This is a genomic window from Falsiroseomonas stagni DSM 19981 (genome assembly GCF_900114315.1).
GTDB lineage: Bacteria > Pseudomonadota > Alphaproteobacteria > Acetobacterales > Acetobacteraceae > Falsiroseomonas > Falsiroseomonas stagni.
Genome location: NZ_FOSQ01000002.1, coordinates 471036 through 484775 on the forward strand (window position 1 = coordinate 471036; position 13740 = coordinate 484775).

Genomic DNA, 13740 nt, shown 5'->3' on the forward strand with positions numbered 1-13740 from the left:
GGCGGCGGGGTGCGGGATGAAGATGCCCGGCCCCGACCACCTGCCCGCGGAGCCTGCCGCCAGCAAGACACGCTGGCCCCTCCCACGTCCCCAGGCGACCATCCGCGGGCGCCTCATCGGCCTGCTGCTGCTGGCAGCAACGCCCGTCGTCGTCATCGCCCTCGCCGGAACCGTCAGCGACTTCAACGCATCGCGCCGCGCTGCGCGCGAGGGGGTGACGATCCAGCGGGACCTGCTGGCCGGGCGCGTCGCCGCGCGGCTGGACGTGGCGGAAACCGCGCTTAACGTCCTCGGCGCCCTGGCCGATATCGACACGGCCTGCCGCACCCTGGCGGCGACCACCCTGCCCCCCGGCCTGACGCTGCGCCTGGTGCAGGAGGACGGCCGCGGCGGCTGCGCGGCCGGCGAGGTCCTGGTCGATGCCCCCGATGCCGCCATGCAGCGCCCCGTCCTCATCCAGCGCGCCATGGCGAGGCTGACGCGAGAGGTCGCCGGGCGACGCCTTTCCGCCGATGTCACCCTCCCCCTGCCGCCGGCCGGACTCGATGCCTGGATCGTGGATGAGGCGGGCGATGCCTGGCCGATCGCCGCCGATGGCCCGGCCGCGCCCCGGGGCTGGCGCGCGGATGCGCCAGCCGCGACCGATGCCATGGGCCATGCGGTGCTGCTGTCCCATGCCCCCATCGCGGAAGGCTTGGCGCTGCTGGTCGCGCAGCCCGCCGCCGCGGCCCGTGACGCGGCCATCATGGCCGCGCTCCAGCGGCTCGGCGAAATCCTGGCGCTGCTCGCGCTCAGCATCGGTGCCGTCATGCTCGGCTCCGGCTACGCCGTGACACGCCCGCTGATGCAGCTGCGCCGCATCGTCACCCAATGGCGCCAGCGCGGCGGCCCCTTCGAGACACCCGACCGCGCCGGCATGCCCGACGAGATCCGGGAACTCGCCGAGAGCTTCGTCGCGGGTGCGGAAGCCCTGGCGGCGCGGGAGGCGGACCTGAAAGGGGCGCGCGAACGCGCGGAGATCCTCGCCTCAGAGGTTCATCACCGCGTCAAGAACAACCTCCAGATCGTCAGCAGCCTGCTGGCGTTGCAGGCGCAGCGCGTCGTGGACCCGGCCGCGCGCGCGGAGTTCGAGGCCGCGCGCGACCGCATCGGCGCCATCGCGACGCTCCATCGCCACATGTATGCGCATCACGACCCGGAGGCGATCGACCTCGGCGCCTTCATCGAGGAACTCGGCGTGCAGCTCTTCGCCGCGGTCGGGGATCGTCCGGGGCGGCGCATCATGCTCGATGTGTCCGCGCCCGCGCTCCGCATCTCCTCCGACCAGGCGGTGCCGCTGGCCCTCATCATCACCGAAGCGGTCTCGGCGGCGCTGAAGCAGGGCTTCCCGCCGGGCCGCGGCGGCCGCATCACCATCCGCGTGGAGGCCGATGAGCGTCGCGCCAACCTCGCGATCAGCGATGATGGCGTGACGCCGCGCAGCGACGACCAGCTGCGCGCCATGCTGCTGCGCGGCCTGGCGCGGCAGCTCGGCGGCGAGTTGAAGCGGCAGGAGGCGGGGCTGACGCTGGACTTTCCCCTGCGCGCGCCCCTGCCCCGCCCGCCGCCTTCCGTCAGGCCGCCCCCTGCACCTGAGAGGGCGTGAGGGCCGCCGGCGCGGTGCGCTGGCGCTTCACCAGCAGCTTGTTCAGCGCGTGCACATAGGCGCGGGCGGAAGCGACGATGGTGTCGGTATCCGCGCCCTGCCCATCCACATGCTTGCCTTCCTCCTCCAGCCGCACGGTCACGCGCGCCTGCGCATCCGTGCCGCCGGTGACGGACTGCACCGCATAGAGCTTCAGGTTGACCTCATGCGGGAAGGCCTGGCGCAGCGCGGCGAAAGTCGCGTCCACGCCGCCATCGCCACCGGCCACGCCTTCACGCGCCTCCCCATCCACTTCCAGCGCGATGGAGGCGATGGGCCGCGTGTGCATGCCCGTGGAGACACTCAGGCCCACCAGCTTGATGCGGTCATTCGCGCGGACGACCTCATCATCCACCAGCGCCACGATATCCTCGTCGTAGACGACCTTCTTGCGGTCAGCGAGGTCCTTGAACCGCTTGAAGGCGTCGTTCATGGCGTTGTCGCCGACATCGTAGCCCAGCGCCTTCAGCTTGTCCTTGAAGGCAGCGCGGCCGGAATGCTTCCCCAGAACCAGTGACGACTTCGTCCACCCGACACTTTCGGGAGTCATGATTTCGTAGGTCGAGGAATCCTTCAGCATGCCGTCCTGGTGGATGCCGGATTCATGCGCGAAGGCGTTGCGGCCGACGATCGCCTTGTTCGGCTGCACGTCGAAGCCCGTGATCGTCGCCAGCAGACGGGAGGTGCGCAGGATGTTCGGCGTGGCGACGCCATTCGCGAAGGGCAGCGCATCATGCCGCGTGCGCAGCACCATCGCGATCTCCTCCAGGCTGGCATTGCCCGCCCGTTCGCCGATCCCGTTGATGGTGCATTCCACCTGCCGCGCGCCGGCGCGGATCGCCGCGATGGTGTTCGCCACCGCGAGGCCCAGGTCATTGTGGTTGTGGGTGGAGAAGATGACGCGCTCCGCCCCCGGCACGCGGTTGCGCACGGTGGAGAAGATGTTCGCCATATCCTCTGGCACCGCATAGCCGACGGTATCGGGGATGTTGATGGTGGTGGCACCGGCCTTGATCGCGGCCTCCACGCAGCGGCAGAGGAAGTCGATCTCCGTCCTCGTGCCGTCCTCGGCGCTCCATTCCACATCCGCCGTCGCGTTGCGCGCGGCGGTGACGGAGGACGTCACCAGCGCCAGCACATCCTCCGGCTCCATCCGCAGTTTCACGCGCATATGCAGCGGGCTGGTGGAGACGAAGGTGTGGATGCGGCTGCGCGCCGCGGGCTTGATGGCTTCCGCCGCCCGCGCGATGTCACCCGGCGCCGTGCGCGCCAGGCCGCAGACCACCGGCCCGTCCTTGCTGAACTTCTGGGCGATGGCGTGCACGCTCTCGAAATCGCCGATGCTGGCGATGGGGAAGCCCGCTTCCAGCACATCGGCGCCGAGTTCGTGCAGCGCCTCCGCCATGCGGATCTTCTCCTCCAGGTTCATGGAGAAGCCGGGGGATTGCTCCCCGTCGCGCAGCGTGGTGTCGAACACGATGATGCGGTCGGGGTCCATCGTCCCGAAGGACGGGTGATTTATCGTCCCGAAGGACGGATGCGTGATGGCCATGGGGTGCGTTCCTTCGATTCGTCATTGAGCCATGCGCGAGGGCAAACCTGCCCTCAGGGTCCCCTGAGCGGTGCCAGCCGTTACCGGCTGGGCGTTACGCCCAGGGGTGGCTAAGTCGAAGAAGGAGAAGCGCGCGCGCGGAGCACCGGCCCTGGAGGGCGTCGGTCGGCTCGAAAAGGCGCGCGCGGGGCGTCATGGCTGGCCGCACCCTAACCGCCTGCGCGCGCCCCTGCAAGCACTGGCGTGCCGGCCGCGCCCGCTTCACCATGGCGGCGTTAAGGGTGGGGAAACACAGGCGATGACGTTCAAGGTGGTGGTGGGCCGCAGGCTTTCGGATGCCGGGATGGCGGTGCTGGAGGCGCGGCGCGACCTCGACATGCAGGTGCTGCACGACCCCACGGAGGCCGAATGGCACGCCGCCCTGGCCGAGGCCGAAGGCTGCATCGCCTGGACCAACCGCGTGGACCGCGCCGCCCTTGCCGCCGCCCCCCGCCTGCGGACCGTCTCCCGCATCGGCGTCGGCTACGACACGGTGGACATCACCGCCTGTTCGGAACGCGGCATCGCCGTGATGGTCGCGAACGGATCGAACGACCTGTCCGTCGCCGAACACGCGATGATGCTGCTGCTGGCCGTGGCGCGGCGGGCCGTGGACATCCACAACCATGTCGCCCGCGTTGGCGGCTGGTGGCCGCCGGAAGGGCTGCGGATGGTGGACCTTGCGGGCCGCAAGGCGCTCGTCGTCGGCTATGGCCGCATCGGCACCCGCGTCGCGCAGTATCTCAAGGCCTTCAAGCTGGATGTCGCGGTGCTGGACCCCAACTTCGCCCCCCACCGCATCGCCGCCGACGGTTTTCGGTGCGCGCGCGATCTTCACGCGGCGCTCGCCGAGGCCGATGTGGTGACGCTCCATTGCCCCCTCATGCCCGCCACCCATCACCTGATGGATGAGGCCGCCTTCGCCGCCATGAAGCCCGGCGCCATCCTGGTGAACACCGCCCGCGGCCCGGTGGTGAAGCAGGATGCGCTGGTGGAGGCGCTGCGGTCCGGCCATCTGATGGGCGCCGGCCTCGATGTGCTGGAGGTTGAGCCGGCGATCGCCGGCAACCCCCTCCTCAGCCTCCCCAACGTCGTCATCAGCCCCCATTCCGCCGCCAGCACGAAGGAAGGGCTGGACCGCATGGCCGCCTTCGCCGCGCAGAACATGCTCGACGCGCTGGATGGCAAGCCGGACCCGGCGATGATGGTGAACCCCTGGATATTGCAGAAGGGGTAGCGCCCATCAGGTGGGCGGATGCACCGCCCACCAATGCCGCGCGATATCCGCCCGCCGCGCCACCCAGACCTCGTCCCGGTGCTTCGCCACATGCGCCAGGAACCGCTGCAACGCCCGCGCGCGCCCTGGCCTTCCCACCAGCCGGCAATGCAGCCCCACCGACATCATCTTGGGGCTGCCCGCGCGCCCTTCCTCCAGCAGCAGGTCGAAGGCGTCTCGCAGATGCCGCTCGAACCCATCGGGATCGCCGAAGCCGGGCGGCACCGCGAACTTCATGTCGTTGTTGTCGAGGGTGTAGGGGATGACGAGCACGTCCTTCCCCTCGACCTTCACGTAATGCGGCAGGTCGTCATCATAGCTGTCGCTGTCGTAGAGGAAGCCGCCATGCCGCGCGACCAGGCGGCGCGTCATCGGGCTGAACCGCCCGGTGTACCAGCCGACCGGCGGCGTGCCTGTGAGCCGCGCGATCGTCTCCACGCAGCGGTTGATGTGCTCGACCTCCTCGGCCTCGCTCATCGAATGGTAGTCGAACCAGCGCCAGGCGTGGGACGCGACTTCATGCCCGGCGTCGGCGAAGGCGCGCGCGACATCGGGGTTCAGTTCCAGCGCCCGGCCGACGCCATAGACGGTGAAGTTCAGCCCCTGCTGGGCGAACAGCCGCATCACCCGCCACACGCCGGCCCGCGCGCCATAGTCGAACTGCGTCTCGGTGCTGCGGTTGCGCTCGCCGACCGTGGGCGACCCGCCAGGCACCTCATGCAGGTACAATTCGCTGCCCCGGTCGCCATTCAGGACGGTGTTCTCGCCGCCCTCCTCGTAGTTAAGCACGAAGGAGATCGCGAGCTTCGCGCCCCCCGGCCATTTCGGGTCGGGCGGGTTGGCGCCATAGCCACGGAGGTCGCGAGGATAGCCGGAGCCGTCATCGGGGAAGCGGATGTCTGTCATGCCCGGCACAGTGGCAAGCACGGCGCCTTGAGGTCAATCGCGGCAGATGAAGGGCACGAAGCTGCTGGCCGTGCCCGCATTCATCGCCGCGATGGTCATCACATCCGCCAGGGCGATCTCCTGCGGCGACCGCGGGCAGACATCCCGCGTCCGGCAGCCGGAGGCAATGAACGCCTCATGCTGCGCCAGGAATTCCGGGGAGAGCCCCACGCGCCCGAACCGCGCCAGCGCCTCCGGCCAGACCTGGCCGTAGCGTCTGCATTTCTCCGCGGTCCAGTCGCGGGATTGCGCCTCGGCCGGCGACGCCAGAAGCACCAGCAGCAGCGCCAGCGCCGTCACCGCGGCACCACCGGCACCGCGACCTCGTTCCGCCGCAGCGCCGGGATGGTCCATGGCGGATCGTAGAACCAGGCCACCGCCTCGCCCGCCGCCACCCAGCGCGTGGCCGGCAGCGCCGCTTCCAGCCGCCGGCGCGCCTCCGCCACCGCCTCCGGGCTCGGCAGCCCCGTGAAACGCTGCACCGCCACCGTCTCCGCCGGCACCTCCACCACCGTCACCCGCGCATCCAGCGGCGCCGGCGGGTCGCGCAGCGCGGCCGGCAGGAAGAAGCGGATGCGATAGCCTGATGGCGTCGCCGCCTGCGCCACGGGCGCGGTCATGGCGATGCGCATCGAATCCTGCGCCACCGGCGCCGTCATCGCGATCCGCGCCGATCCCTGGTTGCCCCCGAAGATGTAGCGCGCGAGGCGGGAGAAGCCCTCGCTCCGCGCCGCCTCCTCAGGCGCGGGCACCACCGTCTCCGCTGCCAGGCGCGGCGCGTAGCGGCGGAACTCCAGCCCCGCCTCCGTGCCCAGCGCCTCGAAGCGCGGCTCCTCCGTCCCCGACCTCACGCCGAAGACCGAACAGGCGGAAAGGGCGAGTGTGGAGGCAAGGGCCGCGACGTGCTTGAGCATGGAAGCATGGCTATCACCCCGGCCTCGCCATCGCGAGCCAATCCGGCCGGGGTCACGCGCTTGCGAGCGCGGCGGCCAGCCCCACCGGCGGGCTCGCCAGCGGCTGGCGGCCGCGCGCCATCGCGACCGCGCCCGCCATGGAGGCCTGCGCCAGCGCGACCTCGGCCGCCCCTTCGGCGAAGGCAGCGTCGGCCGCCTCCGCCACCAGGCGGTGATATCCCGTCACATCGCCACCGCGGAAGGCAGTCCAGGCGCCGGGCACCAGCCGCACCTCCAGCGTCGCGCCATGCCGCGCCGCCGGCCCTTCGAACACCTTGCGGCTCGGCTCCATGGTCGTCTCCACGGCGCAGAGCACCACCACGCGCCCGCCGCCCTTCGTCGCCGCCTCCGCCAGCGCCGCATCCACCCGCAGCACGGGCACCGTGGCGCGGGCCAGCGCCACCCCCGGCCCCACGGTCGAGCAGGTGAGCAGCACCGCATGCACGCCCGGCCCTGCCAGCGCCTCCAGCGCCCGCGCCGTGCGCGCCGCGATCGCGTCCGTCAGGCCACCCGCTGCTTCCGCGTCCCTGAGCAGCGCCTCATCGACGGTATGGCGCAGCACGACGCCCGGCGGGCAGGCCGCGTCGAAGACGGCGACGTTGCTGGCCGCGGTGTGCAGGCAGGCGATGGTGTGCATTCCAGTTCCCCCATGAACGCAAAAGGGGCGGCGGGTTGCCCCGCCGCCCCCCGAGACGGCGTTCCCGCCAGCCTCAGTTCTTCGCCTTGTCCACCAGCTGGTTCTTCTTGATCCAGGGCATCATGCCGCGGAGCTTCTCGCCCACTTCCTCGATCGGGTGTTCGGCCAGGCGGCGGCGCGTCGCCTTGAAGGAGGCCTGGTTCACCTTGTTCTCCAGCATCCAGTCGCGCGCGAACTTGCCGGACTGGATGTCGTTCAGCACGCGCTTCATCTCGGCCTTGGTCTCGGCGGTGATGATGCGCGGGCCCGTCACGTACTCGCCGTATTCGGCGGTGTTGGAGATGGAGTAGTTCATGTTGGCGATGCCGCCCTCATAGATGAGGTCGACGATCAGCTTCACCTCGTGCAGGCACTCGAAATAGGCCATCTCGGGCGCGTAGCCGGCTTCCACCAGCGTCTCGAAGCCCGCCTTGATCAGCTCGACCAGGCCACCGCAGAGGACGACCTGCTCGCCGAACAGGTCGGTCTCGCATTCCTCCTTGAAGGTCGTCTCGATCACGCCCGAACGCCCGCCGCCGATGGCGGAGGCGTAGGAGAGCGCGATTTCCAGCGCATTGCCCGAGGGGTTCTGGTGGACCGCCACGAGGCAGGGCACGCCGCCGCCCTTCTGGTATTCGCCGCGCACCGTGTGGCCGGGGCCCTTCGGCGCGATCATGAACACGTCGATGTCGGCGCGGGGGTCGAGCAGGTTGAAATGCACGTTCAGGCCATGCGCGAAGGCCAGCGCGGCGCCGGGCTTCATGTTGGCGTGCAGGTGGTCCCGGTACAGGTCGCCCTGCAGTTCGTCCGGCGTCAGCACCATGACCACATCGGCCCACTTGGCCGCATCGGCGGGCGTCATCACCTTGAAGCCGGCCGCTTCCGCCTTGGTCCAGGACCCGCCCGGGCGCAGCCCGATGACGACATCGGCCACGCCGCTGTCGCGCATGTTCTGGGCATGGGCATGGCCCTGGCTGCCGAAGCCGATGACCGCGACCTTCTTGGCCTTGATCAGGTTCACATCCGCATCGCGGTCATAGTAAACGCGCATTCTCAGTCTTTCCTTCTAGCTGACCCGGGTCTCGGGCCTGTGATGCACCAATTCATGGATGAACCCAAGCTTCCGCGCCACGGGGGCAGACAGGACGAACGGGTATAGGTCCGGCGTCCCCATGCTGCGGTTGATCTCGTTCATCGCCACCGTCAGCGGCGTCCATGCCGCGAGGATCTCATTCATGCTGGCGCGGTAGGGGTTGAAGTCCACCTCCGTCTCCAGCACGCCCTGCCGGTCGAGCCGCGGCCTGACGCGCAGGCCGACACTCGCCGCCGTCTCCAGGCTGTCCACCATGTGCAGGTAATGGGCGAAGCATTCCGCCCAATCCTCATGCGGGTGGGCCGCCGCATAGGCAGAGATGTAGGCCCCCCGCCAGTCGTCATTGGCGCCCTTCGCATAATGCGCCTGCAGCGCCGCGCCGTAATCCGCGCTCTCATCGCCGAACAACTGCCGAAAATCGGCCGTGCGGCCGGCGCGCTCCACCAGCACGATGAAGTACCAGTGCCCCACCTCATGCCGCAAATGGCCGAGCAGCGTGCGATAGGGCTCGTTCATCAGCCCGCGGCGCCGCTCCCGCTCCGCATCATCGGCTTCCCGCAGCGCGATGGTGATGTGTCCGTCCTCATGCCCCGTCATCGCAGGCTGGCCGTCCACATCCCCGAGGAAGAAGAAGCGCAGTTCCGACGTCTGGTGCGGCAGGCCGAGGCGATCCAGCGTGTAGAGCAGCCGGCGCTTCGCCCCTTCCAGCTTGCGCCACAGCGGCAGGTTCTCCGCCACCGTCAGGTCCGGCACCACCTCATTGTGGCGGCAGGAGGGGCAGAAGCTCTCTGCATCATCGGCCGCGAGGCGCCAGTTGCACGCCTCCTGCGCCGCATTGGCGCAGGGCTTCCATGCCTGGCGGTCCAGCATGGCAGTGACGCCATCGGCCTCGAAGGCGGACAGAAGGCCGTGCCGGGGCAGGAACCCCAGCGCCGACCCGCATTGCTCGCAGGAGGTGTTCTCGAAATGCAGCAGGTTGTTGCACTTCTGGCAGCTGAAAAGGCGCATGGCTCGGGCTCCGCGGTCGGTTCGCGCAGCGAACGGCGGGAGGCCCAGCAAGGTTTCAGCCCATCAGTGCCGACGTGCCGCGCGCGATCGCGACGGCGCCGGTGCGGGAGATCTCCTTCAACCCGATCGGCCGCATCAGCGCGCAGAAGGCGTCGATCTTGTCGGCATTGCCCGTCATCTCGAAGACGAAGCTCTCGGTCGTGGCATCGACCACCCGCGCCCGGAAGGCATCGGCAAGGCGCAGCGCCTCCACCCGGTGATCCCCCGTCCCCACCACCTTGATCAGCGCCAGTTCACGGACGAGGTGCGGCCCCTCCAGCGTCAGGTCGCTCACCTTGTGCACCGGCACCAGGCGGTCGAGCTGCGCCTTGATCTGCTCGATCACCATCTCCGTGCCGGAGGTGACGACGGTGATGCGGGACAGGCGGCCCTCCGCATCCACGGGCGCGACCGTCAGGCTGTCGATGTTGTAGCCGCGGCCGGAGAACAGGCCGATGACGCGGGCCAGCACGCCGGCCTCATTCTCGACCAGCACCGCGATTGTCGCGGCGCGCAGGGCGGTTCCGGTTTTGTCGGACATGGGATTCGATCTTGATCAGAAGGAGGAGATGGCGGGGCGCGAACGCCCCGCGGCGGCAGCGTGACGAAGGCTCAGACGAGGACCTTGCCCTCATCCGTCACGCCGGCGACGCCACCTTCCTGCCCCGGGCCGAGGATCATCTCGTTATGCGCGGCGCCCGAGGGGATCATCGGGAAGCAGTTCTCGTCCTTCGCCACCGCGATGTCCGCGATCACCGGGCGGTCGGTCGCCAGCATCTCCCGGATCACGTCATCCAGCTGGTCCGCGTTCGTCGCGCGCAGGCCAACACCGTGAAAACTTTCCGCCAGCTTCACGAAGTCCGGCAGCGCGGCAGAGTAGCTCTCCGAATACCGGCCGCCATGCAGCAGTTCCTGCCACTGGCGCACCATGCCCATGTATTCGTTGTTGAGGATGAACACCTTCACCGGCAGCCGGTACTGCGCCAGCGTCGCCATTTCCTGGATGTTCATCAGGATGCTGGCCTCGCCGGCGATGTCGATCACAAGCGCGTCGGGATGCGCGATCTGCACACCCATCGCCGCCGGCAGGCCGTAGCCCATGGTGCCGAGGCCGCCCGACGTCATCCAGCGGTTCGGCTTCTCGAAGCCGAAATACTGCGCGGCCCACATCTGGTGCTGGCCGACCTCGGTCGTGATGTAGGTCTCGCGCCCGCTCTCCCGCGTGATCTCGTACAGCCGCTTCACCGCGTGCTGCGGCTTGATGATCTTGCCCTGCTGCACGTAGCGCAGGCAGTCCTTCGCGCGCCATTCCTCGATCTGGCGCCACCAGCTGGCCAGCGCCTCCCGGTCCTGCGGCGTGGTGTCTTCCTTCCACGCCTGGATCATCGCCGCCAGGATGCGCGCCGCATCGCCGACGATCGGCACGTCCACCTTGACGTTCTTGTTGATGGAGGAAGGATCGATATCCGCGTGGATCTTCTTCGAACCCGGGGAGAAGTGGGACAGCTTCCCCGTCACCCGGTCATCGAAGCGGGCACCCATGTTCAGCATGACGTCGCAGCCATGCATCACGAGGTTCGCCTCGTAGGTCCCGTGCATGCCCAGCATGCCGATGAACTGCTTGTCCTGGGACGGGAAGGCGCCCAGGCCCATCAGCGTGTTCGTGCAGGGGAAGCCCGTCATGTGCACGAATTCGGTCAGCAGGCGGGACGCTTCAGGCCCCGCATTGATGACGCCGCCGCCGGCATAGACCACCGGCTTCTTCGACGCCTTCAGCAGCGCCACCGCCTTGCGGACCTGGCCCATGTCGGGCTCCGCCTGCGGGCGGTAGGACCGGTGCGGCTGGCTGGCCGGCGGCGCTTCCGCATAGGGCGCCTTGTTGATCAGGATGTCCTTCGGCAGGTCGATGACGACCGGCCCCGGGCGGCCGCTGCGCGCCACGTGGAAGGCCTCATGCACCACCCGCGCCAAATCGTCCGACCGCTTCACCAGGTAGTTGTGCTTGGTCGCCGGCCGCGTGATGCCGGTGGTGTCGGCTTCCTGGAAGGCGTCGTTGCCGATCAGGTGCGTCGGCACCTGGCCCGTCAGGCAGACCAGCGGGATGCTGTCCATCAGCGCGTCCAGCAGGCCCGTCACCGCATTGGTGGCGCCGGGGCCGGAGGTGACGAGCACGCAGCCCACCTTCCCCGTCGACCGCGCATAGCCTTCCGCCGCATGCACCGCGGCCTGTTCGTGCCGCACCAGGATGTGGCGGATGGCGTTCTGCTGGAAGATCGCGTCGTAGATCGGCAATACCGCGCCGCCGGGATACCCGAAGATGACCTCGACGCCCTGATCCTTCAGCGCGCGGAGGACGACCTCCGCACCCGACATCGTCAGGGGCGTCGAATCGGCGTGCTGGATGGTGGCGGACATGGGGTGCTCGGCTTTCCTGTGTCTGAGGGGCACCGGCATGGCTGCGCCTTGCCGGTCCGCGTCCCTCTACGCCCCCGATTCACCTCCGTCAACGCGCCGATCAACAAAAGCGATGATTTTTGCCAATTCACATTCCGAAAGTTGCTCCAGGCCCTCGCATCGCGCATGGATGCTATGCACATGCGCAGGGGGCGCCAGCGCATGGTGCCGGAACCAAGTCGCCTGCCGCTTGGTGTATTGCCCCGTATTGAGGATCGCGCGCGTCGACGCCGCCGCCAGCGTCATCCGCCCGGCCAGATGCGCCAGCAACTCCGGCACCCCATGCGCCCGCATCGCCGGCAGCGCGGGGTCCAGCCCCTGCGCCCCAAGCGCCCGCACCTCCTCCAGCGCCCCGGCCCGCAGCATCGCCTGCCACCGCCGCCCGATCGCCGCCCGCAGCGCCGGCCGCGGCGGGTCCAGCACCACGGCCGCGAACCGCCAGGGCGCCGCCGCCGCCCCCCCTTCCCGCTGCCAGGCGCGGAGCCCCTTCCCCGTCCCCGTCACCACCTCATAGGCCCGCGCCAGGCGCTGGCTGTCGGAAGGCCGCAGCGCCGCCGCACTCTCCGCATCCAGCACGGCCAGCCTGGCATGCAGCGCCGCAGGCCCCTCCGCCTCCAGCAACCGCCGCGCCTCCGCCCGCGCCTCCACCGGCACCGGCGGCACCTCCGCCAACCCCTCGGTCAGCGACAGGAAGTACAGACCCGTGCCCCCGCAGAGGATCGGCACGCGCCCTGCCGCCCGCGCCTCCTCCATCGCCGCCAGCGCCGCACCCCGCCACCACGCGACCGTGCCCGCCTCCGCCGCCGGCCGCACGCCATAGAGGGCATGCGGCACCACCGCCTCCTCCTCCGCCGTCGGCCGCGCCGTCAGCACGCGAAGCTCCCGATACACCTGCATCGAATCGGCATTGATGACGGTGCCGCCCAGGCGCCGCGCCAGCCCCAGGGCGAGCGCGGTCTTCCCGCTGGCGGTCGGGCCGGCGACGATCAGGGCGGGGGGCAGCGCATGCGTTGTCATGGCCCTGATGTTGCACAGCCCGGGCGCCAATGGCATGGGGCGCCCCGCATGCCCCACATCCTGACCCTGATCGCCGCCCCCGGCGCTCTCGACCCCGCTTTGGTTTCCAAGGTCCGCGGCGCGCTGGACGCGCTCGGCGCCGCCCCCGGCACGCCGGATTGGCTGGCGGAGCGCGAGGCCGTGGACATCCCCTTCGCGGACGCCGCCGCCGAACAGGCCGCCGCCGCCGCCCGCGCTGCACTGGCCGGCGCGCCGGTGGACGCCATCGCCATGCCGGCCGAGGGCCGCCGCAAGCGGCTCCTCGTCGCCGACATGGACAGCACCATCGTCACCAGCGAGACGCTGGACGAGATCGCCGCCTTCGCCGGCCTCAAGGAGAAGATCGCGGAAATCACCCGCCGCTCCATGAACGGCGAACTCGATTTCCGCCAGGCGCTGGTGGAACGCGTCGGCATGCTGGGCGGCCTCGATGTCTCGGCGCTCGAAGCCACCTGGGCGGCGACCGAGATGATGCCCGGTGCCGCCGAACTCGTCGCCACCATGCGCGCCAACGGCGCCACCTGCTGCCTGGCCTCCGGCGGCTTCACCTTCTTCACCGGCCGCGTGGCGGAAAAGCTAGGCTTCCACCACCACGTCTCCAACATCCTGCTGATCGAGGACGGGAAGCTGACGGGGAAGGTCGTGGAGCCCGTCTTCGACCGCAACGCCAAGCTCTCAACGCTCAAGCAGCTCGCCACCGAGAACGGCCTGGCCCTGGCGGCGACGCTGGCGGTGGGGGATGGGGCGAACGACCTCGACATGATCCAGGCGGCGGGGCTGGGTGTCGCCTATCGCGCGAAGCCGGTGGTGGCCGCGGCGGCGCGGGCGCGGGTGGACCACACGGACCTGCTGGCGCTGCTCTTCATGCAGGGGTATCGGCGGGCGGAGTTCGTCTCGAACACCTGAAAAACAAAAAGGGGAGGGCGCTGCCCTCCCCTTGACCCCACCCGCCAGGGGCGAACCGC

General features: G+C 69.7%; 13 protein-coding genes. 3 read left to right on the forward strand and 10 right to left on the reverse strand.

The genetic code is table 11. The features are described from left to right. The first annotated feature begins 22 nt into the window (after nt 1–22). Nucleotides 23–1645, forward strand: coding sequence for a sensor histidine kinase (locus BM041_RS09045; RefSeq protein ID WP_139226005.1), 1623 nt, complete (start codon nt 23–25; stop codon nt 1643–1645). Here BM041_RS09045 and BM041_RS09050 read toward each other — a convergent pair. Beyond that, nucleotides 1614–3236, reverse strand: a complete 1623-nt coding sequence (locus BM041_RS09050; RefSeq protein ID WP_092958547.1) for a 2-isopropylmalate synthase — start codon at nt 3234–3236, stop codon at nt 1614–1616. The two genes, BM041_RS09045 and BM041_RS09050, sit on opposite strands and share 32 nt — an antisense overlap. A 298-nt stretch (nt 3237–3534) precedes the next feature. Between BM041_RS09050 and BM041_RS09055 the strand changes: the two genes are divergently transcribed. Then, a complete protein-coding gene (locus BM041_RS09055) occupies nt 3535–4512 on the forward strand; it encodes an NAD(P)-dependent oxidoreductase (RefSeq protein WP_092958549.1) in 978 nt (325 codons plus the stop codon). 6 nt (nt 4513–4518) lie between these two features. Here the strand turns inward: BM041_RS09055 and puuE are convergent, their stop codons facing one another. From puuE to miaA, 9 genes are all read right to left on the reverse strand, one after another. Continuing rightward, nucleotides 4519–5457, reverse strand: coding sequence for an allantoinase PuuE (gene puuE, locus BM041_RS09060; protein ID WP_092958551.1), 939 nt, complete (start codon nt 5455–5457; stop codon nt 4519–4521). 33 nt (nt 5458–5490) lie between these two features. Then, nucleotides 5491–5850, reverse strand: a complete 360-nt coding sequence (locus BM041_RS09065) for a hypothetical protein (RefSeq protein WP_139226006.1) — start codon at nt 5848–5850, stop codon at nt 5491–5493. Further along, complete coding sequence (locus tag BM041_RS09070; protein ID WP_092958555.1) at nt 5793–6410, reverse strand: SOUL family heme-binding protein; 618 nt, start codon at nt 6408–6410, stop codon at nt 5793–5795. Before BM041_RS09070 ends, BM041_RS09065 begins: the two co-directional genes overlap by 58 nt. A gap of 52 nt (nt 6411–6462) precedes the next feature. After that, complete coding sequence (locus BM041_RS09075; RefSeq protein ID WP_092958557.1) at nt 6463–7086, reverse strand: aspartate/glutamate racemase family protein; 624 nt, start codon at nt 7084–7086, stop codon at nt 6463–6465. A gap of 73 nt (nt 7087–7159) precedes the next feature. Then, on the reverse strand, nt 7160–8176 hold the full coding sequence (gene ilvC / locus BM041_RS09080; RefSeq protein WP_092958559.1) for a ketol-acid reductoisomerase: 1017 nt from the start codon (nt 8174–8176) through the stop codon (nt 7160–7162). Between the two features lie 15 nt (nt 8177–8191). Continuing rightward, a complete protein-coding gene (locus BM041_RS09085; RefSeq protein ID WP_092958561.1) occupies nt 8192–9226 on the reverse strand; it encodes a zinc-binding metallopeptidase family protein in 1035 nt (344 codons plus the stop codon). Between the two features lie 55 nt (nt 9227–9281). Beyond that, complete coding sequence (gene ilvN / locus BM041_RS09090) at nt 9282–9806, reverse strand: acetolactate synthase small subunit (protein ID WP_092958563.1); 525 nt, start codon at nt 9804–9806, stop codon at nt 9282–9284. 71 nt (nt 9807–9877) lie between these two features. Then, entirely contained in the window at nt 9878–11680 is a 1803-nt protein-coding gene (locus BM041_RS09095) for an acetolactate synthase 3 large subunit (RefSeq protein WP_092958565.1), read from the reverse strand. 66 nt (nt 11681–11746) lie between these two features. Next, nucleotides 11747–12736 carry a tRNA (adenosine(37)-N6)-dimethylallyltransferase MiaA gene (gene miaA / locus BM041_RS09100; protein WP_092959015.1) on the reverse strand — a complete coding sequence of 330 codons (990 nt, stop codon included), beginning with the start codon at nt 12734–12736 and terminating at the stop codon, nt 11747–11749. 48 nt (nt 12737–12784) lie between these two features. Between miaA and serB the strand changes: the two genes are divergently transcribed. Next, entirely contained in the window at nt 12785–13681 is an 897-nt protein-coding gene (gene serB / locus BM041_RS09105) for a phosphoserine phosphatase SerB (RefSeq protein ID WP_092958567.1), read from the forward strand. The last annotated feature ends 59 nt before the right edge of the window (nt 13682–13740 follow it).

What these genes read in the sequence shown, in the direction of transcription:
- BM041_RS09045 (WP_139226005.1), top strand. Translation starts at nt 23, where the DNA reads ATGCCCGGCCCCGACCACCTGCCCGCGGAGCCTGCCGCCAGCAAGACA.
- BM041_RS09050 (WP_092958547.1), bottom strand. Translation starts at nt 3,236, where the DNA reads ATGGCCATCACGCATCCGTCCTTCGGGACGATAAATCACCCGTCCTTC.
- BM041_RS09055 (WP_092958549.1), top strand. Translation starts at nt 3,535, where the DNA reads ATGACGTTCAAGGTGGTGGTGGGCCGCAGGCTTTCGGATGCCGGGATG.
- puuE (WP_092958551.1), bottom strand. Translation starts at nt 5,457, where the DNA reads ATGACAGACATCCGCTTCCCCGATGACGGCTCCGGCTATCCTCGCGAC.
- BM041_RS09065 (WP_139226006.1), bottom strand. Translation starts at nt 5,850, where the DNA reads ATGGACCATCCCGGCGCTGCGGCGGAACGAGGTCGCGGTGCCGGTGGT.
- BM041_RS09070 (WP_092958555.1), bottom strand. Translation starts at nt 6,410, where the DNA reads ATGCTCAAGCACGTCGCGGCCCTTGCCTCCACACTCGCCCTTTCCGCC.
- BM041_RS09075 (WP_092958557.1), bottom strand. Translation starts at nt 7,086, where the DNA reads ATGCACACCATCGCCTGCCTGCACACCGCGGCCAGCAACGTCGCCGTC.
- ilvC (WP_092958559.1), bottom strand. Translation starts at nt 8,176, where the DNA reads ATGCGCGTTTACTATGACCGCGATGCGGATGTGAACCTGATCAAGGCC.
- BM041_RS09085 (WP_092958561.1), bottom strand. Translation starts at nt 9,226, where the DNA reads ATGCGCCTTTTCAGCTGCCAGAAGTGCAACAACCTGCTGCATTTCGAG.
- ilvN (WP_092958563.1), bottom strand. Translation starts at nt 9,806, where the DNA reads ATGTCCGACAAAACCGGAACCGCCCTGCGCGCCGCGACAATCGCGGTG.
- BM041_RS09095 (WP_092958565.1), bottom strand. Translation starts at nt 11,680, where the DNA reads ATGTCCGCCACCATCCAGCACGCCGATTCGACGCCCCTGACGATGTCG.
- miaA (WP_092959015.1), bottom strand. Translation starts at nt 12,736, where the DNA reads ATGACAACGCATGCGCTGCCCCCCGCCCTGATCGTCGCCGGCCCGACC.
- serB (WP_092958567.1), top strand. Translation starts at nt 12,785, where the DNA reads ATGCCCCACATCCTGACCCTGATCGCCGCCCCCGGCGCTCTCGACCCC.